Origin of the sequence: Amycolatopsis sp. NBC_01480 (assembly GCF_036227205.1) — a bacterium.
Lineage (GTDB): Bacteria > Actinomycetota > Actinomycetes > Mycobacteriales > Pseudonocardiaceae > Amycolatopsis.
In genome coordinates this window covers 7,223,615-7,250,084 of the sequence record NZ_CP109442.1, presented here as the reverse complement: position 1 = coordinate 7,250,084, position 26,470 = coordinate 7,223,615, and the positions used below count along the sequence as shown (strand labels likewise).

The 26,470-nt window shown below is 71.1% G+C and carries 27 protein-coding genes; 9 read left to right on the top strand and 18 right to left on the bottom strand.

The annotated features are described in order from the left end of the window. Positions 1-139: 139 nt before the first annotated feature. The 7 genes from OG371_RS34530 to OG371_RS34500 all read right to left on the bottom strand — a co-directional run bounded on the left by OG371_RS34530 (position 140) and on the right by OG371_RS34500 (position 6,948). On the bottom strand, positions 140-1,339 hold the full coding sequence (locus OG371_RS34530) for a homogentisate 1,2-dioxygenase (RefSeq protein ID WP_329059852.1): 1,200 nt from the start codon (positions 1,337-1,339) through the stop codon (positions 140-142). A gap of 173 nt (positions 1,340-1,512) precedes the next feature. Continuing rightward, the gene (locus OG371_RS34525) at positions 1,513-2,043 is read right to left on the bottom strand and encodes a MarR family winged helix-turn-helix transcriptional regulator (RefSeq protein WP_329059851.1); all 531 of its coding nucleotides are present in this window, start codon (positions 2,041-2,043) and stop codon (positions 1,513-1,515) included. A 48-nt stretch (positions 2,044-2,091) separates the two neighbouring features. Continuing rightward, a complete protein-coding gene (locus OG371_RS34520; RefSeq protein ID WP_329059850.1) occupies positions 2,092-3,417 on the bottom strand; it encodes an MFS transporter in 1,326 nt (441 codons plus the stop codon). A 41-nt stretch (positions 3,418-3,458) separates the two neighbouring features. Next, a complete protein-coding gene (locus tag OG371_RS34515; protein ID WP_329059849.1) occupies positions 3,459-4,886 on the bottom strand; it encodes an FAD-dependent oxidoreductase in 1,428 nt (475 codons plus the stop codon). Further along, the gene (locus OG371_RS34510) at positions 4,883-5,677 is read right to left on the bottom strand and encodes an SDR family NAD(P)-dependent oxidoreductase (RefSeq protein WP_329059848.1); all 795 of its coding nucleotides are present in this window, start codon (positions 5,675-5,677) and stop codon (positions 4,883-4,885) included. The genes OG371_RS34515 and OG371_RS34510 overlap by 4 nt, the downstream gene beginning before the upstream one ends. Next, on the bottom strand, positions 5,670-6,497 hold the full coding sequence (locus tag OG371_RS34505; RefSeq protein WP_329059847.1) for an SDR family NAD(P)-dependent oxidoreductase: 828 nt from the start codon (positions 6,495-6,497) through the stop codon (positions 5,670-5,672). The genes OG371_RS34510 and OG371_RS34505 overlap by 8 nt, the downstream gene beginning before the upstream one ends. A 37-nt stretch (positions 6,498-6,534) precedes the next feature. Beyond that, positions 6,535-6,948, bottom strand: coding sequence for a nuclear transport factor 2 family protein (locus OG371_RS34500; protein ID WP_329059846.1), 414 nt, complete (start codon positions 6,946-6,948; stop codon positions 6,535-6,537). A 108-nt stretch (positions 6,949-7,056) separates the two neighbouring features. Here OG371_RS34500 and OG371_RS34495 point away from each other — a divergent pair, with 108 nt between their 5' ends. Then, entirely contained in the window at positions 7,057-7,767 is a 711-nt protein-coding gene (locus tag OG371_RS34495) for an IclR family transcriptional regulator (protein ID WP_329059845.1), read from the top strand. A 41-nt stretch (positions 7,768-7,808) separates the two neighbouring features. Here the strand turns inward: OG371_RS34495 and OG371_RS34490 are convergent, their stop codons facing one another. Then, entirely contained in the window at positions 7,809-8,444 is a 636-nt protein-coding gene (locus OG371_RS34490) for a TetR/AcrR family transcriptional regulator (protein WP_329059844.1), read from the bottom strand. Positions 8,445-8,493: 49 nt separating this feature from the next. On the opposite strand from OG371_RS34490, the gene OG371_RS34485 reads away from it, so the two are divergent. The 6 genes from OG371_RS34485 (at position 8,494) to katG (ending at position 14,069) form a co-directional block, all read left to right on the top strand. Next, the gene (locus OG371_RS34485; protein ID WP_329059843.1) at positions 8,494-9,441 is read left to right on the top strand and encodes an NADP-dependent oxidoreductase; all 948 of its coding nucleotides are present in this window, start codon (positions 8,494-8,496) and stop codon (positions 9,439-9,441) included. Positions 9,442-9,472: 31 nt separating this feature from the next. Beyond that, positions 9,473-9,979 (top strand): GNAT family N-acetyltransferase, encoded by a 507-nt coding sequence (locus OG371_RS34480; RefSeq protein ID WP_329059842.1) that lies wholly within the window; start codon positions 9,473-9,475, stop codon positions 9,977-9,979. Positions 9,980-10,103: 124 nt separating this feature from the next. Continuing rightward, a complete protein-coding gene (locus OG371_RS34475; protein ID WP_329059841.1) occupies positions 10,104-10,889 on the top strand; it encodes an NPP1 family protein in 786 nt (261 codons plus the stop codon). A 99-nt stretch (positions 10,890-10,988) separates the two neighbouring features. Next, positions 10,989-11,219: a hypothetical protein gene (locus tag OG371_RS34470; RefSeq protein WP_329059840.1), complete on the top strand. Its 231-nt coding sequence runs from the start codon at positions 10,989-10,991 to the stop codon at positions 11,217-11,219. A 136-nt stretch (positions 11,220-11,355) separates the two neighbouring features. After that, on the top strand, positions 11,356-11,802 hold the full coding sequence (locus OG371_RS34465) for a Fur family transcriptional regulator (protein WP_329059839.1): 447 nt from the start codon (positions 11,356-11,358) through the stop codon (positions 11,800-11,802). A 29-nt stretch (positions 11,803-11,831) separates the two neighbouring features. Continuing rightward, positions 11,832-14,069: a catalase/peroxidase HPI gene (gene katG, locus OG371_RS34460; protein ID WP_329059838.1), complete on the top strand. Its 2,238-nt coding sequence runs from the start codon at positions 11,832-11,834 to the stop codon at positions 14,067-14,069. Positions 14,070-14,469: 400 nt separating this feature from the next. Here katG and OG371_RS34455 read toward each other — a convergent pair whose 3' ends face one another. Next, positions 14,470-15,237, bottom strand: coding sequence for a TetR/AcrR family transcriptional regulator (locus OG371_RS34455; protein WP_329059837.1), 768 nt, complete (start codon positions 15,235-15,237; stop codon positions 14,470-14,472). 107 nt (positions 15,238-15,344) lie between these two features. On the opposite strand from OG371_RS34455, the gene OG371_RS34450 reads away from it, so the two are divergent. Further along, entirely contained in the window at positions 15,345-16,571 is a 1,227-nt protein-coding gene (locus OG371_RS34450; RefSeq protein ID WP_329059836.1) for a DUF418 domain-containing protein, read from the top strand. Between the two features lie 706 nt (positions 16,572-17,277). Here OG371_RS34450 and OG371_RS34445 read toward each other — a convergent pair. From OG371_RS34445 to OG371_RS34405, 9 genes are all read right to left on the bottom strand, one after another. Then, positions 17,278-18,753: an MDR family MFS transporter gene (locus OG371_RS34445; RefSeq protein ID WP_329059835.1), complete on the bottom strand. Its 1,476-nt coding sequence runs from the start codon at positions 18,751-18,753 to the stop codon at positions 17,278-17,280. A 233-nt stretch (positions 18,754-18,986) separates the two neighbouring features. After that, positions 18,987-19,373 (bottom strand): PASTA domain-containing protein, encoded by a 387-nt coding sequence (locus OG371_RS34440; RefSeq protein ID WP_329059834.1) that lies wholly within the window; start codon positions 19,371-19,373, stop codon positions 18,987-18,989. A gap of 112 nt (positions 19,374-19,485) precedes the next feature. After that, positions 19,486-20,079: a GTP pyrophosphokinase gene (locus OG371_RS34435; protein WP_329073353.1), complete on the bottom strand. Its 594-nt coding sequence runs from the start codon at positions 20,077-20,079 to the stop codon at positions 19,486-19,488. Between the two features lie 109 nt (positions 20,080-20,188). Beyond that, positions 20,189-20,833: a TetR/AcrR family transcriptional regulator gene (locus OG371_RS34430; RefSeq protein WP_329059833.1), complete on the bottom strand. Its 645-nt coding sequence runs from the start codon at positions 20,831-20,833 to the stop codon at positions 20,189-20,191. A gap of 54 nt (positions 20,834-20,887) precedes the next feature. Continuing rightward, a complete protein-coding gene (locus tag OG371_RS34425; RefSeq protein WP_329059832.1) occupies positions 20,888-21,988 on the bottom strand; it encodes a calcium:proton antiporter in 1,101 nt (366 codons plus the stop codon). Positions 21,989-22,142: 154 nt separating this feature from the next. Continuing rightward, the gene (locus tag OG371_RS34420; protein ID WP_329059831.1) at positions 22,143-22,802 is read right to left on the bottom strand and encodes a response regulator transcription factor; all 660 of its coding nucleotides are present in this window, start codon (positions 22,800-22,802) and stop codon (positions 22,143-22,145) included. Next, positions 22,799-23,935: a sensor histidine kinase gene (locus OG371_RS34415; protein ID WP_329059830.1), complete on the bottom strand. Its 1,137-nt coding sequence runs from the start codon at positions 23,933-23,935 to the stop codon at positions 22,799-22,801. Before OG371_RS34415 ends, OG371_RS34420 begins: the two co-directional genes overlap by 4 nt. A gap of 173 nt (positions 23,936-24,108) precedes the next feature. Beyond that, complete coding sequence (locus OG371_RS34410) at positions 24,109-24,663, bottom strand: DUF1453 domain-containing protein (RefSeq protein WP_329059829.1); 555 nt, start codon at positions 24,661-24,663, stop codon at positions 24,109-24,111. A 37-nt stretch (positions 24,664-24,700) separates the two neighbouring features. Further along, positions 24,701-25,375: a VC0807 family protein gene (locus tag OG371_RS34405; protein WP_329059828.1), complete on the bottom strand. Its 675-nt coding sequence runs from the start codon at positions 25,373-25,375 to the stop codon at positions 24,701-24,703. Positions 25,376-25,674: 299 nt separating this feature from the next. Here OG371_RS34405 and OG371_RS34400 point away from each other — a divergent pair, with 299 nt between their 5' ends. Beyond that, positions 25,675-26,406, top strand: a complete 732-nt coding sequence (locus OG371_RS34400) for a hypothetical protein (protein WP_329059827.1) — start codon at positions 25,675-25,677, stop codon at positions 26,404-26,406. The last annotated feature ends 64 nt before the right edge of the window (positions 26,407-26,470 follow it).

Here is a 26,470-nt window from a genome sequence, read left to right as displayed (position 1 = left end):
AACGGCCCCACCAGTCCGCCGTACCAAGCGGCCTCGTGCCCACGGTGCGCCACCACCGCGTCCGGCAGCGGGGCCAGCCCGGGCGGGAACACCGCGGCGTCGTCGAGCATCCCGCGGGCGAACAGCGGGAGCGGCCCGGTCATGCGGGGCCCCGGCCGGCCCAGGTCCAGGCGTACCCGGGGTCCTCGCTCGCCAGGCCGCCCTCGCCGAGGTCCAGCGGGCGGAAGGTGTCGACCATGACGGCCAGCTCGTCGAAGAACTCGGCGCCCAGGGAGCGTTCCATCGCGCCCGGCTGCGGGCCGTGGCTGTGCCCGCCCGGGTGCAGGCTGATCGAGCCCTGGCCGATGCCGGATCCCCTGCGCGCCTCGTAGTTCCCGCCGCAGTAGAACATCACCTCGTCGGAGTCCACATTGGAATGGTAGTACGGCACGGGCACGGCCAGCGGGTGGTAGTCGACCTTGCGCGGCACGAAGTTGCAGATCACGAAGTTGTTGCCCTCGAACACCTGGTGCACGGGCGGCGGCTGGTGGACCCGCCCGGTGATCGGCTCGAAATCGGCCACGTTGAAGGTGTACGGGTAGAGGCAGCCGTCCCAGCCGACCACGTCGAACGGGTGCGTCGGGTAGACGTAGCGAGTGCCGGTGATGCCGCGGGTGCTGCGGTGCTTCACCAGCACCTCGACGTCACCGCCGTCCTCGGCCACCAGCGGCTCGGACGGGCCGTGCATGTCCCGCTCGCAGTACGGCGAGTGCTCCAGCAGCTGGCCGTAGCGCGAGAGGTAGCGCTTGGGCGGCGCGATGTGCGAGTTCGCCTCGATCGCATAGGCGCGCAACGGTTCCGTCCCGGTCGGCACCCAGCGGTGGGTGGTCGCGCGGGGCAGGATCACGTAGTCGCCGGGCCGCGCGGTGAGCACGCCGAACACCGTCTCGACGCGCGCCTCGCCGGACTCGACGTACACGCACTCGTCGCCGATCGCGTTGCGGTAGAGCGGCGAGGACTCCCCGGCGGCGACGTAGGAGATCCGCACGTCCCCGTTGCCCAGCACCAGCCGGCGGCCGGTCACCGCGTCGGTGCTTTTCCAGTCCTCGCCGGGGAACAGCGTGTGCAGCTTCAGGTGGCGCGGGACCAGCGGGCGGTTCTCGGTGAGCGTCTGGTCCGGCAGCTCCCACGGCGTCGCGTCGACGATCGCCGACGGCACCCCGCAGTGGTACAGCAGCGACGAGTCCGAGGAGAAGCCCTCCTCCCCCATCAGCTCCTCGCGGTAGAGCCCACCCTCGGGCGTGCGGTGCTGGGTGTGGCGCTTCGGCGGGATGCTGCCCGCACTGCGGTAGTAGGCCATGGCCGCCTTTCCACTGTAGTAAAAACCAACTGATCAAAGTATTAACTACCCCGAACCCAGGCTAGCCCCGCGCGGCTCCTACCGAAAGGGCCGAGCCGGCCCGAGTGCAGCGGATGACGCTTTCGCCGCACTCAGCGCAGGGAAAGCGTCATCCGCTGCACAGGGCGTCCGCGCTAGCTGCGGCTGCGGGCGTCGAACTCCGCGCGGCTGGTGATCAGCTTGTCCAGCAGCATCACCAGCACACGCTGCTCGGCTTCGGTCAGCGCGTTCGTCCAGCTGAACTCGCGCTCGTTGTGCTCACGGAACACCTCGACCATCTCGGTGTGCCCGGCCTCAGTCAGGGAAAGCCGCACGGAGCGCCCGTCGTGCTCGGCCGGGGTCCGGTCCAGCAGGCCGTCCGCGACGAGCGTTTTCACCAGGTTCGACACGGCGGCGCGGCTCATTCCGGTCAGCCGGGCCGCTTCCTTGGGCTCGAGCGGGCCGGCCAGCCAGACCACGAACAGCAGCCGGAAGCCCGACCAAGACCGCCCGCGGGGCCGGTGCACCGCCGCCTCGAGGTCGTAGGTGACCAGGTCCGAGGCCCGGTTCAGGGTCAGCAGCACCTCGGTGGCCAGCTGGTGGCGGAAGCCGTACTCCTCGTGCAGCCGCCGGTTGGCGAGCGCGACGAACGACCAGAAGTCCAGCTCGGCGGGCGACTCGGGCATGGGCGAACCCTAACCCGGACCGGCCCCGCGAGAAAGTCAAGGTCTGAATTACTTTCGCTCGCCCCGGGTCCCGGTCTCCCGCGGCACCTTGAGGAAGGCGAGCATGATCGCCGACAGCACCAGGCAGCCGATCGGGAAGTACAGCCCGACCGTGACGTCGGTGTCGGTCGCGGCCAGCCCGATCGCGTAGGGCCCGAAGAACCCGCCCAGCGCGGCGATCGAGTTGATCGCCGCCAGTCCGACCGCCGTGTGCTCCTTCGACAGCACCTTCGACGCCATCGCCCAGTACGGCGCGAGGTAGCCGAGCACGCCGATCGCCGCGAGCGAAAGGCTGACCAGCGACAGCACCGGCACGGACTTGAACTGGATGGCGCCGAAGAACCCGACCGCGGCGACGAGCACCAGCGCGATCACGTGGCCCTTGCGCTCGCCTGTCCGGTCGGAGTTGCGGGCCAGCAGCAGCATGCCCACCGCCCCCACCACGTACGGGATCGCGCCCAGCAGGCCGATGTTGGTCGACGCGTACTTCGGGTCGAGCTGTTTGACGATCAGCGGCAGGAAAAACGTCAGCCCGTACAGGCCGCAGGCGATGAACAGGTTCGAGAACGCCAGGTGCAGCACCTTGCCGTCGCGGATCGCGCGCAGCTGGCCGAGGAAGGTCTCCTTCTCCTCCGGCACGTACTCCTTGTCGATCTCGGCCTGCAGCCAAGTGCTTTCTTCCTTGGTCAGGAACCGCGCGCCGGCGGGCCGGTCCGGCAGGTAGAAGAACGTGACCACGCCGATCAGCACCGCGGGCACGCCCTGCAGCACGAACACCCACTGCCAGCTGCTCAGGTTCAGCCAGTGCACGTGGTCGAGGATCCAGCCGCCGGTGAGGCTGCCCAGGATCAGCGCGATCGGCTGGGCCAGCGCGAGCGCGGCGATGGCGCGGCCGCGCTCCTTGCCGCGGAACCACAGGGTCAGGTACAGCAGCAGCCCCGGGAACAGCCCGGCCTCGGCGACGCCGAGCAGGATCCGCGCGATGACCAGGTGCGTCACGCTCGCGACGAACCCGGTCAGCACGGTCACGATGCCCCAGCTGACCGCGATGCGGCTCAGCCACAGCCGCGCGCCGACCTTCTTCATCACCATGTTGCTGGGGATCTCGAACACGACGTAGGCCAGGAAGAAGATCGCCGACGCGGCGCCGAACGTCGCGGCGGTGATGGTCAGCTCCTTGGCCATGCCGAGCTGGGCGTAGCCGATGTTGGCCCGGTCCATGTAGTTGAAGACGTAGAGCAGGCCGATGATCGGCATGATCCGCACCGCGACCTTGCGGACGGTGCGCCTCCCCAGCTCGCTGTCGGCCGGGGCGGGGCCGGTGTGCACGGACATGTGGTTTCTCCTCGACGGTGAGTGAAAACTCTGGGTGGCGCTCAAGTTCCCGAAGCAGTTCCCGAAGCGGCGCGGCCGGCGATCCGGCCCATGGTGATGGCGTTGGCGACGGCGTTGCCGCCCCCGACGTACCGCGGGCCGAGCACCCCGGCGCCCGCCTCCCCCGCGGCGAACAGCCCGGGGACCCGGTTCCCCCGCTCGTCGAGGACTTCGGCACCGGCGTTGATCTCCAGGCCCGCGTGGGTGCAGACCAGCTCGGCGGGCAACGTGCGCGCCGCGTGGAACGGCGGCTGCCCGATCGGCTCCGGCGGCCGGGTCACGCCCTTGGCCGCCAAGGTGCGGTGCCGCAGGAACTCCGGGTCCTCGCCGCCGGCCGGGAGCTGGGTGTTCCAGCGCTCGACGGTCGCGCGCAGGGCGTCCGCGGGCACGCCCATCTTCCCGGCCAGCTCCTCGAGGGTGTCCGCGCGCAAGGTGCGCCCGGCGTCGGCTTCGGCGAGCACGTGCGCGGCGTCCCAGTGCGCGTACCCCGGGGGCAGACCGGCCCGCGCGCGCTCGTCGAAGACCGTCCACACGGGACCGTTCTGGGCGGTGATGATGCCGCTGGACACCGCGTACGAGGCGTCCTCGTCCATGAAGCGGCGGCCGCGGGAGTTGACCAGGACCCGGGACAGCGGCGGGAATCCGGACTGCCAGTGGTGCAGCCGCTGGAAGTAGGCCGTGGGCAGCAGCAGGCCCCAGTCCTCACCCGTGACGGACGCGCCGACCTGCTCGCCGAACCCGAAGTGGTCGCCGCGCGAACCCGGGGCCGCGACGACGAACAGGTCTTCCCCCGCCGCCTCGGCGTCCGGGTAGTACCGGGCGCGCAGCGCGGGATCCTGGGCGAACCCGCCGGTGGTCACGACCACCGCGCCGGCCCGCACGTCGATCCCGTCCGCGACCACGCCGGTGACCCGGCCGCGGTCGACCAGCAACCGTTCGACGCGGGTGTTCAGCACCGCCTCGACGCCGAGCCGCCGCCGCGCCCGGTCGAGCACCTGGACCAGCCCGTACCCCTGGTCCTTCGGCACGTGCCCGCGCCAGACGTCCTCCACGCCCGCCCGGGTCAGCCCCGGCGTGTGCGCGTCGTGCGACACCTTCGCGGGAATCTCGACGCCGAGCCCGAGCAGCCATTCGACCGAAGGCCCGGCGTGCTCGCAGAACGCGCGCACCAGGCCGGGTTTCAGCAGCCACTGGTTGAGGTCCTGGTAGTGCTGGAAGAACTTCTCCGCGCTGTCCTCGACGCCGAGCCCGGCCTGCACGCTGGTGCCGGCCGCGGTCAGCATGCCCGCGGACAGCTGCGTCGAACCGCCCAGCTCGCGCTCGGCTTCGAACAGCAGCACGGACGCGCCGTGCTCGGCCGCGGAGACGGCGGCGGCGAGCCCCGCCCCGCCGCCCCCGATCACCACGACGTCGACCTGGTTCTCGCTCATCCGAGGTCACCTCCGGCTCCCGCGAGGATGCGGTGGTAGAGACCGTTGGAGACCAGGCCGCCGTCGACCGTGACCTCGCTCCCGGTCAGGTAGGTGGAGCGGTCCGAGAGCAGGAAGAGCACCGCGTCGGTGATCTCCTCCGGCGTGCCCATCCGGCCCGCGGGGATACTGTCCACAGCGGACTCGACGAACGCCTCCGCTGTGGCCAGCAGGGCGGTGCCGACCAGGCCGGGGTGCACCGAGTTGACCCGGATGCCCCAGCTGGCCAGGTTTCCGGCCGCGGATTTCGACAACCCGGTCAGGCCCCACTTGCTCGAGGAGTACGCGGGCGAGAAGTAGCCGATCTGCCCGGAGATCGACGAGATGTTGACGATCGAGCCGCCGCCGGAGTCGCGGATCAGCGGCGCCGCGGCCCGTATTCCGTGGAACGGGCCGGACAGGTTGACCGCCAGCACCCGGTCCCAGACCTCGGTGGTGGTGTCCATGAACTCCAGCCGCCGGGAGATGCCGGCGTTGTTGACCAGCCCGCCGAGCGAGCCGTGGTCGACGCGGATCTCGTCGACCAGCGCCGCCCACCGCGCGGGATCGGTGACGTCGAGCGAGTGCGCCGACGCCGAGCCGCCCGCGGCGGTGATCTCCCCGACGACCCCGGACGCGTCGGCCACGTCCGCGGCGCACACGTGCACCCCGCGGGCGCCGAGCGCGCGGGCGTGGCCGGCGCCCATCCCGTTCGCCGCGCCGGTGACCAGCACGACGTCCGGGTAACGCACCGCTTCGCGGGCCTCAGACATGCCGGGAGCCGCCGTCGACCGCGATGCTGTGCCCGGTGACGTACCGCGCGCTGTCCGAAAGCAGGAACAGCAGCACCCCGAAGACCTCCTCCGGTGAGCCGATCCGGTGCAGCGGCACGGCTTCGAGCGCCTTCGCCAGCGCCGGGGCGTCGTCCTGGATCCACCGCGTCATCTCGGTGTCGATGTAGCCGGGCGCGATCGCGTTGACGCGGATCCCCTGGTCCCCCAGCTCGACCGCGAGCGATTCGGTCAGGTGCGCGACCGCGGCCTTGGAGCTGCAATAGGCGCCGCGGCCCCGGCGCACGCGGACGGCGGACACCGAGGACATGTTCACGATCGCGCCGCCGGGCGGTAGGTGCGCGGCCGCCGCCTGGGCGCCGAACAGCACGCCCTCGACGTTCACCGACAGGGTCGCGCGGATCTGCTCGGCGGAGATGTCCGCGACCTCCGCGAACGGGAAGATCCCGGCGTTGTTGACCCAGAAGTCGATGCGGCCGAACTCCTCGACCGCCCGTTGCGCCAGCGCGAGGTGGTCCCCGGGCTTCGTGACGTCCACAGTGGACGCGACGATCCGGCCGGGCTTGTCCTCCAGCGAATCGGTAGCCGCGTTGAGTTCTTCCGCGGTGGCGGTCATGGCTTCGCCGTTGATATCGCCCGCGACGACGTCGACGCCCTGCGTCGCGAGTCCGGCCGCGAACCGGGCGCCCATCCCGCGGGCCGCGCCGGTGATCACCGCGACCTTGCCCGGCAGCTCCGGGTAGCGGGCGGTCACCGGCTGGTGCAGCACCCGCCCGGGGCCGGTGGGCTCGTAGCTCGTCATGGCTCTTGTTCTCCTTTTTCTTTGGTACTGCGGCTGTTCAAGCGTCGCGGTGGACGGTGCGACGCCGGATCCGCCAGCCGTCGGCGGTGCGGCGCAGTTCGTCGGCGACCACGGTCAGCCGGTGCAGCCGCGACGGGGACCCGCCGATGATCTGCAGGTACCCGCGGGCGGACAGCTCGTCCTCTGTGGAGCCCGGGCGGACGTCGACGGTGCTGATCACATGCCGCAGCGTCTCGCCCGAAGCCAGGCAACCGGCGTGGAACCGCTCAGCGAACGCGACCAGCTCCGCCGTTCCGACCGACGGCGCCGGGTAACTGGGCGAGACGAACTCGCCGTCCGGGGTGAAGGTCGCGGCCCACTCGTGCGCGCGGCCCGAGTCGATCGCGTGGCTCTGGCGGCCGTAGAGCTGGTGCACCGCAAGCACGTCCGCGGCTGCGACTTCTTCTGTCATGCGGAACCTCCGTTGTCCCGTCGCCGGCGAACGTGCTATATTCGCACGCAGTGTGCGAATATGATGGAGACAGTAGGTCGCGCCATCGGCGGTAGTCAAGGGAGTCGTGTGTCCATTCCGGATCCGGGCGGGGCCTTGGACGCTCCGGCGTCGGGCACGTCCAAAACGCTGCACCACGGGCTGCAGGTGCTGGAGCTGCTGGTCACGCACCCGCAGGGGCTGTCGCTGACCGAGATCGCCGAGGGCATCGGGGTGCACCGGACGGTCGCGCACCGGCTGGTCCGCACGCTCGAGGCGCACCACCTCTGCCGCCGGGACCGGTTCAAGCGAATCTCGCTGGGCACCGGCCTGGTGCGCCTGGCCGAGCCGGTCGAGCAGGACCTGCGGACGCTCGCCCGCCCCGTGCTGGAGGAGCTGACGGACGCGGCCGAGGCCTCGGCGCACCTGGTCGTGCGCGAGAACGCGGACCAGGTCCGGATGCTGATGATCGTCGAGCCGCGCCAGGCGCGAATGCACGTCGCCTTCCGCTCCGGCCAGCTGGACCCGATCGGCCGCGGCTCGGCCGGGCTGGCCATGCTCGCGGCCCACCCCGCGCTCCCGGACGAGCGCGAAGAGGTGGCGCGGGCGCGTGAACGCGGTTACGCCGTGTCGACCGGGGAGATAGCGCCGGGCATCACCGGGATCTCCGCCGTGGTCCCGACCGGCCGCGACACGGCCGAGACCAGCATCGGGCTCTCGCTGTTCGAGGCCCCGGACCCGGACCGGCTGGGGCGATTGGTCGTCGCCGCGGCCCAGCGGCTGGGGGCGCAGCTGAAGTAAAGCTCGTGAGTGTTCAGGACGGTTCTAACCGTCCTGAACACTCACGAGCTCTTGGTGCGCCGCGAAACCGGCAACCGCACCGCCGGCGGAAGCGCGGCCACCACCGGTTCCGCCTGGAAGGACTGGATCATCAGCGCAGCGAACCGCCGCGAAGCCGCCACTCTGGCCTGCGGCGACTCGGCGCGGATGCCCTCGTTCGCCATCAGGGCCAGGCTGATGTCCTCCAGCACGAAGTCCGCGCGCAGGGCGCCCGTTTCCTTGGCGCGCCGCACCAGTTCGAGCAGCAGGCGCAGCGTCCGGTTGCGGTCCTCGGCGAATTCGGCCGGGGCCGGGAACCGCGCCGTGAACACACGCGCGAGGCCCCGGTCGAGGGCGTGGACCTCCATCAGCCGCTCGATCACCAGGCTGAACCCGCGCCACGGGTCGGCCGCGGCGAGGCCCTCCTCGACGATCGCCGAGCACGGCGTCAGCTCGTCGGCGAAAGCTTGGGCCAGCAGGGCTTCCTTGGTCTCGAAGTGCCGGTAGACGGTCGCGACGCCGACCCCGGCACGGCGGGCGATCTCGCGGATCGGCACCGCGAAGCCCTCCGCGGCGAAGGCGGCGCGGGCAGCGGCGAGGATGCGCCCGCGGTTGTCGCGGGCGTCCGAGCGGAGCCGCGTTCCCACTTGAGCCGTCACCACTCTCACTTTAGCCAACCGGGCGGAGTGCCCTGGTTACGTTCGATTCATGAGAGCCATCGAATTCACCGGTTACGGTCCGGCCACCCAAGTAATACGCGTCGCCGAAGTGGCGGAGCCGCACGCCGGACCGGGTGAAATCCGCATCGCCGTACGGGCCTCCGGGCTTTCGGCCGGCGAGGTCCGTATCCGCTCCGGGGCGATGCGGGACGCGGTGACGCCGGAGTTCCCCTACCGGACCGGGTTCGACGCCGCGGGAGTCGTGGACGAGGTCGGCGAAGGCGTCACCGGCGTGGCCATCGGCGACGAGGTGTTCGGCTGGACCACGATGACCGCGCGCGGCGCCAACGCCGACTTCGCCGCCCTGTCCGCCTGGGCCCCCAAACCGTCCGCGTGGAGCTGGGCAGAAGCGGGCGGCGCCGCGGGAGCCGTCGAGTCGGCCACCCGGGTATTGGACCGGCTGGGAGTCGGCGCCGGGCACACCGTGCTGGTGCAGGGCGCGGCCGGCGGGGTCGGCACGGTCGCCGTCCAGCTCGCGGTCGCCCGCGGGGCCACCGTCATCGGCACGGCGAGCGAACGCAACCACGAGTTCCTCCGTTCCCTCGGCGCGGTGCCGACGACCTATGGAACCGGTCTGCAGCAACGAATCCACGCGCTGGCACCGTCCGGAGTGGACGCGGTGTTCGACTGCGCCGGCGGTTCTCTGCCCGACCTCGTCGCCATCGCGGGCGCCGCGCGGGTCGTGACGATCGCCGACACCACCGCGGCGGCCCACGGCGTGCACCTGTCGCACGGCGCGCCGTCCGACGAAACCGGCAAGACCATGGGCAACGCCGATCCCCTCGCCGTGCACGCGCTGGCGCTGGCAGTGAAACTCGCCGACGAGGGACGGCTGCGGATCCCGGTCGCCGCGGCGTTCCCGCTCACCGAAGCCGCGGCCGCGCACGAACTGAGCGAAAGCCGGCACGCGCGCGGGAAGATCGTGCTGGTGCACTGAAACCCCGCCCCTGCCCCGGTAGCCTCGGCTCATGCCCGAGCTGATCGCGCCCACCGCCCGGCTGCACGCGGCCTGGCTGGAGGCGCACCACGAGTGGGGCCCCGGCACGCACGAGGACGGGTTCGGGCTGGACCCCGACGACGAAGTCGAGTCGCCGTCCGGATTCGCGGCCTGGGTGGCGTCGCTCGCCGACGAGCCGGACCCGGCCCGCGCGCGCTGCACGTTCCGGTGGATCGTCGAGGACGGCCGGGTGCTCGGCGGGATCGCGCTGCGGCACCGCGACGACGACTTCACCCGCCGGGCCGGCCACATCGGCTACGGCATCCGCCCGTCCGCGCGCCGCCGCGGCCTGGCCTCGTGGGCGCTGGGCCGCATGCTCGGCCTCGCGCGCGCCGCGGGCCTGCGCCGGGTCCTGCTGGTCTGCGAGGCGGGAAACCTGGCCTCCGCCAAGACGATCGAGCTCAACGGCGGGGTGCTCGAAACCGCCCGCCCGGTGCGCCGTTACTGGATCGACCTCGCGCCGGCCGACCGGGCCTGACCCGGCCGTTTCACTGGGGTTGGCCGTTTTTTCATTCCCGCTGAGCGGGCCTGGCCTGGACAGGACCGCCGCCGGACCGGGAGAAAGGACCCAGGTAAAACGGCGTCGAGGCAAGGAAACAGACATGACGAAGCTATCGGCCAGGCGCGTGCGCTCCCGGATCGGGACGGTGCTCGGCCTCACCGCACTGGCGGTGCTGGTCCCCGTGTCGGCGGCGTACGCCGACCCGCCGCACAACCTGCCGCAGAACGCGAACGGCTACGAGGCCTCGTTCTCCCCGGCCTACGACTACGACGGCGACGGCTGTTACGCCACCCCCGCCATCGGGCCGGACGGCACCCTCGCGCCGGGGCTGAACACCACCGGCGCGGTCAACGGCAACTGCCACGACCAGTCCGACCTGGACAACTCGCAGACCTACGCCCGGTCGAAGTGCAACCAGGGCTGGTGCGCGGTGATCTACGCCAGCTACTTCGAGAAGGACCAGGCCGTCGACGGCAGCGGCCTCGGCGGCCACCGGCACGACTGGGAGCACGTGATCTCCTGGATCAACCAGTCGACCAACCAGGTCGAGTACGTGAGCACCACCCAGCACAGCAGCCAGGTCACCTACCCGCGCTCGCAGGTGCTCTTCGACGGCACGCACCCCAAGGCCGTCTACCACAAGGACGGCATCGGCACGCACTTCTTCCGCCTGGCCAACGGGAACGACGAGCCGCCGGAGAACTACTACCACACCTGGCGCCAGCCCCCGATCGTCGGCTGGGACGGCTGGCCCAGCACCGCGCTGCGGGACAAGCTGATGAGCGCGGACTTCGGCGCCGCCACCATCAAGATCAGCGACGGCCGGTTCGAGGACCTGCTCACCGCGGCCAAGCCCAGCGGCATCCCGTTCGACCCGCGCGCCTGACCGACCGGCCACCGCCGGAAAATCGCTAAGCTCGACGGTGTGGAACAGGACCAAGGCGAAACAGGCCCGGGTGGGCCGCCCGGCTCGGAACCGGGGACGATGACCGACGAGGAACTCATCGTCGAGCTCGCCCTGACCCGGCTGGACCACCCGGGCCTGGAGCTGGAGGAACTGGCCGCGGTGCTGGTCCGGCGGCTGGGTCCGGACCACATGCTGGACTTCGCCGCCCGGAACCTGGCCACCCGCGGCGAGCTGCGCGCCGCGGTGTTCCCGGCCGCCGTCGAGCACGTGCTCCGGGTGATGCTGACCCTGCGCGGGCCTTCCGACTGAGCCGGCCGCGCCGCATTGCTTGAGTCGTCTGGTCCGGCCGCTCGCCGGACATCACGGCCGAAAGCTCGCGAATCCACGCCCGTATGTCACCCGAACGACTCGCGCATCGGCCGCTGAACTTGATTGACTCCAGAAAATGCGGCAGACTTCGGCCGTGCCCACGGCTTCGGACTTCGAGCGGATGCTGCGCGGGGTCTCCCTGCGCGTGACCCGCCCACGCCTGGCAGTGCTGTCCGCGGTCCACGACCACCCGCACGCCGACACCGATTCGATCATCGGCGTCGTGCGGGACGACCTCGGCGGGGTCTCCCACCAGGCCGTCTACGACGTGCTGCGGGCACTGACCACCGCGGGCCTGCTGCGGCGGATCGAACCGCCGGGCTCCGTCGCGCGGTACGAGGCGCGCGTCGGGGACAACCATCACCACGTCGTGTGCCGCTCGTGCGGGGTGGTGGCCGACGTCGACTGCGCCGTGGGTCCCGCGCCCTGCTTGACTGCCTCCGATGATCACGGGTTCACGATCGACGAAGCCGAGGTCATCTTCTGGGGCCTGTGTCCCGACTGCACCGCGCTCACATCCTGAGCACCACCACCGAAACCGGAAGGATTTCTGTGTCTGACAGCCCTGACGCCGTCGTCGGCGAGATGAACGAGGAGAGCGCGGGCGGCTGCCCGGTCTCGGCCGGGCGCTTCGGCCACCCCACCGAGGGCGGCAGCAACCGTGAGTGGTGGCCCAACCAGCTCAACCTGAAGATCCTGCGGAAGCACCCGGCCGTGGCCGACCCGATGGACAGCGACTTCGACTACGCGGCCGAGTTCCAGACCGTCGACCTCGACGCGCTGGCCGCCGACGTCGACGCCGTGCTGACCACCTCGCAGGACTGGTGGCCCGCCGACTTCGGCCACTACGGCCCGCTGATGATCCGGATGGCGTGGCACAGCGCGGGCACCTACCGCATCGACGACGGCCGCGGCGGGGCCGGCGCCGGCATGCAGCGCTTCGCGCCGCTGAACAGCTGGCCGGACAACGGCAACCTGGACAAGGCGCGCCGGCTGCTGTGGCCGGTCAAGAAGAAGTACGGCCGCAAGATCTCGTGGGCCGACCTGATGATCTTCACCGGCAACCGCGCCCTGGAGACCATGGGCTTCAAGACCTTCGGCTTCGCCGGCGGCCGCGCGGACGTGTGGGAGCCCGACGAGGACGTGTACTGGGGCCCGGAGCGCACCTGGCTCGGCGACGAGCGCTACACCGGCGACCGCGAGCTGGAGAACCCGCTGGCCGCCGTCCAGATGGGCCTGATCTACGTCAACCCCGAGGGCCCCAACGGGAACCCGGACCCGCTCGCCTCGGCGCGCGACATCCGCGAGACCTTCGGCCGCATGGCGATGAACGACGAGGAGACCGTCGCGCTGATCGCCGGCGGGCACACCTTCGGCAAGACCCACGGCGCGGCCGACGCGGACGAGCACGTCGGCGCGGAGCCCGAGGGCGCCCCGCTCGAGGAGCAGGGCCTCGGCTGGAAGAACTCCTTCGGCAGCGGCAAGGGCCGCGACGCGATCACCAGCGGCCTCGAGGTCACCTGGACCACCACGCCGACGCGCTGGAGCAACCAGTTCTTCGACAACCTGTTCGGCTACGAGTGGGAGCTGACGAAGAGCCCGGCCGGCGCCAACCAGTGGGTGGCGAAGGACGGCGCCGGGGCGAACACCATCCCGGACCCCGAGACCGGTGAGCTCGTGCGCCCGCCGATGATGCTGACCACCGACCTGGCGCTGCGCGTCGACCCGGTGTACGAGCAGATCTCCCGGCGGTTCCACGAGAACCCGGACCAGTTCGCCGACGCGTTCGCCCGCGCCTGGTTCAAGCTCACCCACCGCGACATGGGCCCGATCCAGCGTTACCTCGGCCCGCTCGTCCCGCAGGAGGAGCTGATCTGGCAGGACCGCGTCCCGGCCGTCGACCACGAGCTGGTCGGCGACGCCGAGATCGCGGACCTCAAGGCCCAGATCCTCGGCTCGGGCCTGACCGTCGCGCAGCTCGTCTCGACCGCGTGGGCTTCGGCCTCGACGTTCCGCGGCAGTGACAAGCGCGGTGGCGCCAACGGCGCGCGCATCCGCCTCGAGCCGCAGCGCGGCTGGGAGGTCAACGAGCCCGAGACCCTGACCCAGGTGCTCAGCACGCTCGAGGGCATCCAGGAGTCGTTCAACAGCGCGCAGACCGGCGGGAAGAAGATCTCGCTGGCCGACCTCATCGTGCTGGGCGGCGTCGCCGCGGTCGAGAAGGCCGCGAAGGACGCCGGCTTCGAGGTGCCGGTGCCGTTCACCCCGGGCCGCACCGACGCGTCGCAGGAGCAGACCGACGCCGAGTCGTTCGCGCCGCTGGAGCCGTCGGCCGACGGTTTCCGCAACTACCGCGGCAAGGGCAACCGGCTGCCGTCGGAGTACCTGCTGGTCGACCGCGCCAACCTGCTGAACCTGAGCGCCCCGGAGATGACCGTGCTCGTCGGCGGCCTGCGGGTGCTGGGCGCGAACCACCAGCAGTCCAAGGCGGGCGTGTTCACCTCGGCCCCGGGCACGCTGACCAACGACTTCTTCGCCAACCTGCTCGACCTGGGCACGGAGTGGAAGCCCGCGGAAGACGGCCCGCACCCGGAAAGCTTCGAAGCCCGCGACGCCTCCGGTGCGGTCAAGTGGACCGGCAGCCGCGTCGACCTGCTGTTCGGCTCCAACTCGGAACTGCGCGCCCTCGCCGAGGTCTACGCCAGCGACGACGCCAAGGAAAAGTTCGCGCGCGACTTCGTGGCCGCGTGGGACAAGGTGATGAGCAACGACCGCTTCGACCTCGGCTGAGTTTGAGTTCTGCGGTTGGTGGTCTTGAGGCTCTTGAAGTTCTGAGGCTTTGAGGTTCTGAGGCCCGGTCCGGGCCGGTCGGCACTGCGCCGGCCGGCCCGGGCTTTTTTTGTTGACACGCAAGGCATTCGGGACGCGGCCCAGTTCCGCACCGCCCCCCGCCCGATCCCGCCAACACGCGCCCGATCCCGCCACGGCGGTCCGAACCGCCACCCCCCAGGCCTGTCCCGCCGCAGCTGCCGCAGGCCAGTCCCCACCGCCACGGGCCGGTTCAGCCACCCCGGGCCAGTCCCGCTCCCGCCGCCGCAGGCCGATCCCGCACCGCAGGCTGATCCCGCCGCCGGAGGGCGGTTCCGCCAACGCAGGCCGATCCGGCCGCTGCGGGCGGTCCGCGCAGCCGTCATCCGGCGGCGGAGACCCTGGCGATGGTTGCGGCGAGGCCGTCGAGGATCAGGTCCAGGCCGAATTCGAACTCCCGGCCCCCCGGGTCTGTGTCTCCAGCCGCGGCACCGGGCGCTTCGAACAGGGTGGAGGCGAAGAGCTCCGCCGCGTCCGGGAAGCGGTTGTGGTCTACCAGGTGGATCAGTGACCGGCCGTAGTCCTGTTCGATCTCGGCCTGTTCGCGGCCGGAGTCTCGGCGGCCCTCGGCCAACTGCTGCGTCACCAGGGCGGACTGGCGGACGTAGCCGCCGAGCAGGTTCAGCACGCTCACCTTTGTCGCCCAGTCGAGGCCGGTGCCGCGCAGCACGCGCAGCAGGGTGTCCATCCAGCCGATCGCGTGGGGACCACCGGGCGGGCCCGAAACGGGCAGGTGCACCATCCACGGCCGTCGCCGGTAGATGTCGCGGTGGGCGCGCGCCCACTGGCGGGCCTCCTCGCGCCAGTCCGGGGCGTCGATCTCCGGGGGCGCGCCGGTGGCGAAGTCCGCCATCAGCCCGAACAGCTCGCCCTTCGAGCCGACGTGCCGGTACAGGGACATCTTCGTGACACCCAGTTCCTGCGCGACCTTCAGCAGCGTGACGCCGTCCAGCCCGTCGCGGTCGGCCAGGTCCACCGCCGCGCGCACGACCCGGTCCACGTCCAGCTCGGCGGGACGGCCGAGCCGCGGCCCGGCCGGCAGCCGCCACAGGCGCGCCAGCACCGCGGGCACCTTCCCTGTCTCCGTCACGGTCCGCTTCCTCCGGTGAATCGACGACCTCTGCCGGCCATCATTGCGCACGACTTAGTATCCATGGGATAGTATCCGACGTACACTAATGACTATCGGGGGAAACCATGGCTACTGAGACCCATCCCGCCGCGCCGAGAGCCGTCCGCGGCCCGGTGCGCCCGGGCGAACGCGCTCTGGCGCCCGACCTGGCGCGTGGGGCGATGCTGCTGATCATCGCGCTGGCCAACAGCGCTTCGGTCTTCTTCGCGACCGGGCCAGGGCTGGACAAGACACCCGACGGCGCGGAGGGCGTCTACACGGTGTTCCTGTTCCTGTTCGTGCACTCCAGGGGAATCCCGCTGTTCGCGATCATGTTCGGCTACGCGCTGGTCCAGCTCGCGCGACGGCAGGAGGCGGCGGGGAGCGCGCCGGCCGCGGTGCGCCGCGTGCTGGTCCGGCGCAACGCGTGGCTGTTCGTTTTCGGGCTGGTGCACGGGATCCTGCTGTTCGCCGGGGACATCCTCGGCGCGTACGGACTGGTCGGGATCGTGTTCACCCTGCTCCTGCTGCGCCGCGGGGACCGGCTCTACCGGGTGCCGCTCTGGTATCTCGGCTTCGCCGCCTGCGCCGTCGTCGTGCTGGCTGTGGTCGTGGTGACCGGACTGGCGACCGGCACGTCCGGGCTGTCCACGGCCCCCACCCAGGACTCTCCCTCGATGGCGGCCGGCAGCTTCGGCACGGCGGTGGCGGACCGGCTCACGGAATGGCCGGGGACCGTGCTCAGCATGCTGCCGTTCATCCTGTTCGTATGGGTCGGCGCCTGGGCCGCACGACGGCGCGTGCTGGAGGAGCCCGCGAAGCACCTGCGCGGGCTGCGCCTCGGGGCGGTTTTCGGCCTCGGTGTCGCCGTGCTGGGCGGGCTGCCGATGGGCCTGCTCGGCGGCGGGTTCCTGACCGTCGACCCGGCCATCGGCCCGGCGATCAAGCTGCTCTACGAAGGTTCCGGCTTCTTCGGTGGCATCGGCTACCTCTGCCTGTTCGGACTGCTCGCGCACCGGCTGTCGAAGACCATGGCGGCACCGCGCGACAACTTGGTGATCGGCGCCGTCGCGGCACTGGGCCAGCGCTCGCTCAGCGGCTACCTCTTCCAGACGGTGGCGTGGCTGGTCCTGGCTTCACCGTTCCTGCTCGCCCTCGGCGACGGCCGGGGCAGCACAACGTTCATCGCCGCCGGCTGCGGACTGGGCGTGTGGGTGTTGTCCGTGGTGGGCGCGTATCTCATGCAACGCCGCTCCTGCCGCGGCCCAGCCGAGATCCTGTTGCGGCGCCTCACTTACGGTCGCCAACGCTAGGTACGGTGGCCAGGCAAGGCCGCCAAAAGTGGTAGGCCTCGGCGACGGCAGTCGTGCTCGTTGCCGAGGCTCGCCACTCAGGACTGTTTCACTTTCGCCCCCCAACTCCGGCTCGCGCTCGGGCTCTGAAGTGCCGCGCGCCGGAGATTCTGTTGCGGCGCATCAAGTACGGCCACCGCGGTCAGGTACGGCCGCTAAATACGGCGGCTAGGCAAAGCCGCTAAGGGCAGTGGCCCTCGGCAACGGCGACGATGACCGTCGCCGAGGCTCACCGCTCAGAACTGTTTCGCCTCCAGCTCCGGCTCAGGCACAGGCTCCGAGGCGCCACGCGGCCAAGATTCTGTTGCGGCGCATCAGGTATGGCCACCGCGGCCAGATACGGCCGCTAAGGACGGTGGCTAGGCAAGGCCGCTAAGGGCAGTGGGCCTCGGCAGCGGCGGCAGTGGCCGTTGCCGGGCCTCACCACTCAGGACTGCTCCGGCGTAGGCGTAGGCCCCGACGTGCCGCGCGGCCGAGAATTCTGTTGCGGCGCATCAGGTACGGCCGCCGTAGCCGGGTACGGCCGCTGGGCAGGGCGGCTAGGCAGGGCCGCAAAAGACGGCGTGCCTCGGTCTCGGCAACAGTGGCCGTTACCGAGCGGGCACACCGCTCGAGACGGGGTGCCCAGCAACGGCGGCGGGGGCCGTTGCCGAGGCAGGCGCACCACTCAGGACTGTTTCGCCTCCAGTTCCGGCTCAGGCTCGGGTGCGGGCTCCGAGGTGCCGCCGGTGGAGCGCACCAGCCAGGACATGCCGAAGGCCGCGACGCCGATGCAGCCGGCCACGATGAACGACGCGTGCAGGCCTGAGGAGTCCGGGCTGGCCGCGGAGCCGTTCGCGCTCGCGAGGGTGGCGACGGTGACGAAAACGGTGGTGCCGAGGGCGCCGGCGACCTGCTGCAGGGTCGAGAGGATCGCGCTGCCGTGGGAGTACAGGTGGTCGGGCAGGACGCCGAGGGACTCGGTCATCAGCGGGGTCATCATCAGGCCCAGCCCGGCCATCAGCAGCACGTGGATGGCGATCACCGCGATCAGCGGCGAGCCCGGGCCGAGCGTGGTGAACAGCCACAGCGCGACCGCCATGGCCGCCGAGCCCGGGATGACCAGCGGGCGGGAGCCGACCTTGTCGAACCAGGCGCCGACCGGGCGGCCGAGCAGGCCGAGGACCAGGCCGCCGGGCAGCACGGCCAGGCCGCTCACCAGGGTCGAGGTGTGCAGCACGGTCTGCAGGTACAGCGGCAGCAGGATCGCGCCCGCGCCGATCAGGCACATGAACAGCAGCGCGGTCAGCACCAGCGCCACCACGAACCCGCGGTGCGTGAACGGCCGCAGGTCCAGCAGCGCCCGGTCACGGCGCTGCAGCCGGAGCTGGCGCCAGGTGAACACCACCAGCGAGACCACCCCGACCACGATGGCCACCCACGGCGGCACAAACGGCTTCGCGCCAGCGGATTCACCGGCCGTCGACAGCCCGTACAGCACCCCGCCGAACCCGATCGCGGACAGCAGCACCGACACCAGGTCGAGCGGCACCGCGCGGGTCTCGCTGCTGATCCGCAGCCGCACCGCGCCGATCACCAGCGCGGCGAGCGAGAGCGGCAGCACGATCCAGAACATCCAGCGCCAGCCCAGCGAGGACAGCACCGCGCCGCCGATGGTCGGCCCGATCGCCGGCGCGACGGCGATGACGATGCTGATCGTGCCCATCATCGCGCCCCGGCGGTGCACCGGCACCAGCCGCATCACCGTGGTCATCAGCAGCGGCAGCATCACCGCTGTGCCGCAGGCCTGCACGATCCGGCCGACCAGCAGCAGCCCGAACCCGGGCGCCACGCCGCACAGCAGCGTGCCGAGGCTGAACGCCGAGATCGAGAAGAGGAACACGCTGCGCGGGCTGAACCGTTCGAGCAGGAAGCCCGTGGTCGGGATGACCACCGCCATGGTGAGCAGGAATCCGCTGGTCAGCCACTGGATCGTGGTGGTGGGCACGCCGAGGTCGGCGGTGAGGTCGCGCAGCGCGACGCTGAGGATCGTCTCGTTGAGGATCATCACGAAGGCCGATCCGACCAGCACCGCGATCAACAGCCCGGGCGCGGACGGTGCGCGCTCTCTGGCCGGTGAGGAGGCGTTCGTGGTGTGCGTCATGCGTGGGGCTCCTGCAGATCCGCGCCGTGGGGCGCTCACGGGAAGAATGGGGGGCGCAGGCGGGGATCGAACCCGTCGACTGCTCACCGGATCAGGATACGGGTCACCACCGACAAAAACGGCGCGTCACCGTGAGCAGGCACACAGTCACGCCAGAGTCACTCGGGACACGCCGCCACGGTCGCAGACCCGGCCGCCCGTTCACTGTCCGATAGGGACGGACAGCGCCGGGTTCAGTGCTCGTCGCACTTGCGGGCGTACAGGGTGATCACTGCTTGCTTCCCGACCTTGGCGCCCGGCTTGGGGTCCTGGCCGGTCTGGCACCAGTTGCGGTCGAGGATCATCGCCCGGTGCTTGCCGGTGGAATCGACCTCGCGGAGGTTGTAGAGGCCCGCGGCCTGCATCTTGTTCTGCGCGTCCTGGTGGTTCATGCCGGAGACGTCCGGCACCACGATGTCCCCCTCCGCCGACGGCACCGGGGCCGCGGAGGGACCGGCCGTTTCGGTGACGGTCTGCGTGACGGTCGTCTGGCTGGACCCAGACCCCGGCGGCTGCCCGCACGCCCCGGCCAAAGACCCGAGCATCACAACAACCAGCCCGACCTGCACGAACCTGCCCACGCGCTCCCCCATCCCCGGCCGCAGCCGAGCGACCCTGTCGCGCTCCGTGCCGCTGCCGTCACACCGAGCAGCACCCAGTGTCCCAGAAAACCGGCCAGTCCGAAAAGGACGGTCAGAGCGGGGCGAGGAAGCTGTTCGCGCCGCGCATGCGCTCGTGCAGCTGCTGCATCCGGGTGTCCAGCTGCGCGGCCACCACCGCGGTGCTGGCCAGCTCGCCGGCGAAGTCCTCGGGCAGCCGGTCGGTGTACTTGTAGTTCAGCTTGTGCTCGAGGGTGGCCCAGAAGTCCATCGCGATGGTGCGCAGCTGCACCTCGACCTTGACCTTCTCCACCCGGTCGGACAGGAACACCGGGATCCGCACGATCAGGTGCAGGCTGCGGTAGCCGTTGTCCTTCGGGTTCGCCACGTAGTCCTTGCTGCGCACCAGCTCCACGTCGTCCTGGCCGGTCAGCATCCGCGCGACGTGGTAGACGTCGGACAGGAACGGGCAGACCACGCGCACGCCGGCGATGTCGTCGAGCTGCTCGGTGATGGTCGCGGGGTCGGTGCCCAGGCCGCGCCGGCGCAGCTTCTGCCCGATGGCCGCGGGCCGCTTGACCCGGCTGCTGATGTGCTCGATCGGGTCGTGCCGGTGGGCGAAGTCGAACTCCTCGCTGAGGATGCGCAGCTTCGTCATCAGCTCCTCGATGGCGAACTTGTACACCATCAGGAACCCGGCGGGCACCGTGAACCCGTCCGCGTCGCCGTCCACCGCGGAGCCGGACTCCCTCGTCGTCGCCATCCCCTGCACTTCGTCCTTCACTCCGGTGTCTTGATCACTGCTTTTCCAACGCGCACGACCCTAGCGCGGTTCCCGCCAGCAGGTCCGCCAGCGCCCGCCGGATCGCGCCGAGGTCGACGTCTGCGGCGATCGACCCCTCGTCAGGCCGCTCGTCCAGCGGCGGCTCGACGCCGAGCAGGGCCCGGAAGAGCCGCGGGTAGACCGTGCGCCCGAGCAGTTCGCGGGCCAGATTCGCGGCCGCGTCCGGGCCGAGGTCGAACGACTCCCCGGCGAAGGCCGCGAGGCGCTCCTGCGGCGTGGCGAAGATCGCGTCGTAGTAGCGGGCCGCCGCCTCCGGCAGGCGCTCGGCCTCGGTCATGCTCAGCCGGCAGGTGCGGAGCGCGGAGCGCCACAGCAGCAGTTGCAGGAAACGGCCGCAGAACAGCACGGTCGCCTCGGTCGCGTCCGCGGCGTAGTCACGCGGGGTCTTGAGCTGCTCGAAGTACAGCTCGCGCACCAGGTCGAGCACGGCGAGGAACAGTTTGTCCTTGCTCTCGAAGTGCGCGTACAGCGAGCGCTTCGACGTCTCGGCCCGCGCGGCCACGACGTCCATCGACGCGCGTTCGAAGCCGGTCTCGATGAAGACGTCCTTCGCCGCCCACAGGATGTGCTCCCGCAGCGCGTCACCGCGTCGTGCCATGCGCCTTGTCCTCCTGGAAACCCGCCGGTACGGGCGAGTTTACGGCGGCCCCGGTCAGGGCAGCGCCGCGAGGAACACGAACGCCGCCAGCAGCACCAGGTGCACGCCGCCCTGCAGCCGGGTGGCGCGGCCGGGCACGACCGTCAGCACCCCCACCACCACGGTGATCACCAGCAGCACGATCTGGGTCGGGTCCAGGCCGAGCTCCAACGGCCCGGACAGCCAGATCGACGCCATCGCGATCGCCGGGATGGTCAGCCCGATGCTGGCCATCGCCGAGCCCAGCGCCAGGTTGAGGCTCACCTGGACGCGGCCACGGCGGGCGGCGTTGGCCGCGGCGATCGTCTCGGGCAGCAGCACGAGCAGCGCGATCACCACGCCGACGAACGACTGCGGGAACCCCAGCGCGGCCACCGCGGACTCGATCGCCGGCGACTCCACCTTCGCCAGCCCGACCACCGCGACCAGCGCCACCAGCAGCAGCCCGAGGCTGGTCAGGGCGGCTTTCGTGGTCGGCGGGGCGACGTGCTCGTCGTCCTCCAGCACCGCGCCCTCGGCGTCGACGGGCAGGAAGAAGTCGCGGTGCCGCACCGTCTGGGTGAGCACGAACATGCCGTACAGGATCAGCGAGGCGATCGCGGCGAAGCCCAGCTGCGTCGGCGAGAACTCCGGCCCCGGCCGGGCGGAGGTGAAACTGGGCAGCACCAGGCAGAGCGTCGCCAGCGCCGCGACGGTGCCGAGCGCGGAGCCCGAGCCCTCAGCGTTGAACACGGTCACCGGATTGCGCCACGCGCCCACCAGGAGCGACAGCCCGAGGATCCCGTTGCAGGTGATCATGACGGCGGCGAACACGGTGTCCCGCGCCAGCGAGCCGGTTTTCGGGCCGCCGGAGATCATCAGCGTGATGATCAGCGCCACCTCGATCACCGTCACCGCGACCGCCAGCACCAGTGACCCGAACGGCTCCCCCACCCGGTGCGCCACCACCTCCGCGTGGTGCACCGCCGCCAGCACGGCGGCCGCGAGCACCACCGCGACCACGACCACCGGCAGGGTCCCGAGCGTGCGGCCCCAGGTCAGCAGCAGCGCGACCACCGCGATCACCGGCGCCAGCGTGGTCCAGCTGAGCCACGGGGAAGACTTCCGAGAGGTCATGGCCGCAGCTTCGCAGATCTCCGGGCCGCTCGCCTCCGCACGCGGACCCGCCCCAATGCGGCGTTCGGTGCGCTGGACGCACCCAATGTGGCGTTCGGTGCGCTGGACGCAACCAACGCCACGTTGGGGCGCTTCGGCCGGGCGCCGCCCGGGGTCAGTCCTGGCGCCGGTACCCGCCCGGCTCGGCGGTGTTCAGGGCGTAGCGGACGGCGTCGGCGCGGGAGTGGAAGCCCGCTTTGGCGAAGAGGTTGTTGATGTGGGTCTTGACGGTGGCCTCGCTGATGAACAGCCGTCCCGCGATCTCCGGGTTGCGCAGGCCCTCGCCGATCAGGCCCAGGATCTCGGTTTCCCGTGCGGTGAAGCCGAATTCCGGCTCCTCGGCGGGCCGGGACCGGCGCGTGGCCAGGGAAAGCAGACGGCGCTGCACCTCCGGGGCCAGCACGACCTGGCCGGCGCCCGCGCTGCGCACCGCCTGCTCGATCTTCGCGCGGTCGGCCTCCTTGGTCAGGTAGCCGCTGGCACCGGCCTCGAGCGCGGCCAGGATGGACTCGTCGTCGTCGAAGGTGGTCAGCACGACCACCTGCACCGACGGCCGGGCGGCCTTGATCCGCCCGGTCGCCTCGACGCCGTCCATCACGGGCATGTGCAGGTCCATCAGCACCACGTCCGGCTGGTGCCGCTCGACGGCCTCCACCGCCTCACCCCCGTGGGTGGCGGTCGCGACCACGCTGATGCCGTCCGCGAGGTCCAGCATCACCGCCAGCGCCTCCCGCACCGAGGCCTGGTCGTCCACCACGACAAGGGAAAGAGTCACTTCGGTATCTCCAGTTCGACGATCCAGCCCGCCCCGTCCGCGCCCGGACCGGCTTTCAATGTGCCGCCCAGCAGCGCGATCCGCTCCCGCATGCCGACCAGCCCCATGCCGCCGCCGGCCGCGGGGCCCGGGCGGGGCTCACGCGCCGCGGGACCGTTCGCGACGGTCAGGCCGACCGTGCCGGGGGTGTACCGGAGCGTCATCGACCGGTCCGCGCCGGGCGCGTGTTTCGCGGCGTTGACCAGTGCTTCCTGAGCGGCCCGGATCACCGCGTGCGCGATCTCGGTCGGCACCGGCCACTGCTCCCCCGTCACCGCCAGCGGGACGGAGTCGCCGAGCGCCATCAGCTCCAGCGTCCGGCTCAACGGCAGGGAGTCCTCACGCAGGGCCTCGATCGCGTGCCGGGTCTCGGCGATGCTGTCGACGGCCAGCGCGCGGGCCCGCCGGACGGCCAGGTTCGCCTCACCGTCACGGCCCTTGCCGTGCAACGCATCGGCCAGGTCCAGCTGCAGCGAGATGCCCGAGAGCGAGTGCCCCAGCACGTCGTGGATCTCGCGGGCGATCCGGCCACGCTCCAGCAGCGCCACTTCGCGGGCCTCCGAGCGGTACGCCCGTTCCGCGTTCCGCACCGCGTCACGGTGGTTCTGGCGGGAGATGCCGAGGTAGACCGGCGCGGCCACGGCGAGGCCGAGCCACCACGGCCAGCCCGAGTCCACCGGGTCGATGTCCTCGACCAGCCAGACGGCGACGGCCGTGGTGACGGCGCCGACGGCGGCGACCACGGCCGCCGCGCGGCGGGAGGCGAGCTTCTCGCCCGCGACCACCGACGCGATGAACGCGAAGCCCGGCGCGATCGTCGACTGCGCCAGTGGCAGCAGGATCGCGGAAAGGATCGAGGTGGTCAGCGCGAGGGCGACCTGGCCGGCCACCGGGATCCGGGTCCAGGGAAGGAAAGCGGCGGCCAGCAGCAGCACGACGACCGCGAGCAGCGTGGCCGCGAGCGCCGGGGAAACGACCTGGCGGGTGGCGAACTGGACCGAGGTGATCACGACCAGCGCGGCGAGGACGAACGGCCGGAGCAGGTCCTCGGCGCTCCGGCCCGGCCGCGTCCGCGGCGTCCGCACCTGCTCCATGGCCGTCCTCGATGTCGTCTCGGTCGTTTCACAGCCTACTGTGCTGTTCATTGCCAATCCGACTACAGCCACGGCGGAAACAGGTCCCTGCGAGCAGATCGGCGGCGGATGCGTATCCGCCTGCTTCCGGTCGGATTGGCAACGGCTGGGCGCCGCCCCGCCGGGCGGGCTCGTCAGTCGCGGCCGCGGCGGGCGAACTGCCGCTGGAGGTCGTCGAGCCAGGGCGAGGTCTGGTGCGGCGCGCCGTCCCGGCCCTGGGCCCAGATGACCTGCTCGCCGCTGCGCAGCGCCCGGCCCAGCACCACCACGCCCTCCAGCAGCATGCCGACGCCGAGGGTCAGGAGCACCGTGTTGCCCAGGGCCGCCGCGTCGCTCTTGTCGATCGCGCCGAGCAGCAGGTTCCCGCCGAACTTCACCGCGATGTTGGCGACCCAGAGCACGACGGTCACCCAGGTGTAGCGCATGAAAACGATGCCGTTCCGCCGCGAAAGCCGGATGCTGGCGCCGCGCAGGGCGCCGAGGACCACGCTGATCAGCAGCGTCCCGACGAGGAACAGGACCGCCGTGCCGGAGTGGCTCAGGCCGTCGAGGTTGGTGATGCCGATGACGGTCAGGATCGCCGGCAGGATCAGCATCCGCTTGGCTTCGGCCGGCTCCCCGGCCAGCCGCCGGATCAGCATGTAGGCGATCGCCGCGACGATCAGCACCACTTGCAGGGTTCCGCTCATTTCTTCGTTCCCGTCTTCCTGAGTGGGTGGGGCCGGGTCAGCGCGCGGCCGGGACGGCGATCGGCCGCTTCGCCGAGCGGACGGTCCAGAACAGCAGCGCGGCGATGACGCCGATCTGCAGCACCTGTGAGAGGTCGGCCGCGACGTCCAGCGGCAGCACGTAGATGCCCAGGATCCGGACGGCGGACTCGGCGAGCAGCCCGAAGCCCCAGACCAGGCAGATGCGGAGCCAGCGCTGCCGCATCGGCGGCGTCTGCGCGGTCGCGGCGAACTCCGCCTGCCGCCCGGACGACACGGCCATCCGCTTGGCCGCGTAGTAGACGAGGGGGCGGCCGATCACGCAGCTGCCCAGCAGGATCAGCCCGGAGACGGCCGAGGTGGCCGAGTCCTTGGCCAGCATGAAGCGGACGTCGCCGGTCACGAAGGTCAGCAGCAGGCCCACGCCGAACATGATCAGCAGGAACAGGGCGAACGGGTCGAGCTGCCGCTGCCGGGCCGCGACCCAGAGCACCCGCGCCCCCGACACGACCGTGCCGGCCAGCAGGGCGACGTAGGTGCTCGCCCCGAACAGCTGCGCGAGGAAGTACACGATCACCGGCGGGCCGAAGTCCCAGAAGAAGGTCTTCAGCATGGTCTTGGTCGCCGGGTTCCGGAGCGACCGGCCCGCCGTGCCCTCGGTGCGCCCCACTGCCGTGTCGGTTGTCTCAACCACGGGAATTCCCCTTCGCTCGGTGGTTTCCACGGGCCCGCACCCCGGCGACTGTCCTTTTCGGATGGTCGCGATCCTTGGTGTCCCCGTCATGCGGACAACGCTAGGGATCCGGGCCGCGCGAGTCGTGCGCCCGAGGCCGTATCCCGGGTGGAGAACCGTCTCCACCCGGCGGGCCGAGGGGTGGAGAACAGCCCCGTGGTCACCCTCAGTACGGCCGATCGGTAACGAATCACCGTTATGGGCGATACTCGATCGGGTCCCGGGGGAGTACCTGGGCTTTCACGAATGGATTTCCGCACATGATCCGTCTACGCCCGGGCGCGCTCGCCGCCGCCGGAGCCATCGCCGTCCTCTGCACGGCCTGCGCCGGCTCGCCCACCAACGGGACGCCGTCCGCCGCCCCGGCCGCCGCCTCGTCGTCCGCCGCCCCGGCCGTGCTGGCCGCCTCGAAGGTCGGCACCGCGGTGAGCGACGCCGCGAAGCAGGCCTCCTCGGTGCACGTCTCGGGCACCGTCTCGGACGCGGGCACCGTGAAGCTCGACCTGAAGCTCAGCAAGGACGGCGCGAGCGGCACGGTCGACAAGGACGGCGTCGCGGTGCCGGTCCTGCGCATCAAGGACAAGTACTACTTCCGGTTCACCGACTCGCTGATCAAGGAGGCCGGGATCCCGGCCGGGTCCAGCGTGGTGGCGCAGCTGAAGGACAAGTGGGTCCCGTCGACCTCCCAGATCGGCGCGGGCATCGGCGACGCCTTCAAGGAGTTCCTGGACTACAGCACCTTCATCAACGGCACCGTCGGCTCCCTCGGCACGACGACCTTCAGCGGCGGCGAGAAGAGCACCGTCAACGGCGCCTCGGTGCTGAAGTACAACAGCTCGGAGGGCACCGCGTACGTCGCCGCCGACGAGCCGCACTACCTGCTGCTCCTGCAGCAGGCGGGCAAGGGCACGATGAACTTCAGCGACTGGGACAAGCCGGTCACCGTGACGGACCCGCCGCAGAGCGAGATCTACTCCGGTCCCGGAGCCTGAGTTTCCGGCTGGGTTGTCCGGGCGAGCCGCGCTGTGCGGCTCGCCCGGTCTTGTTTCCGGGCCC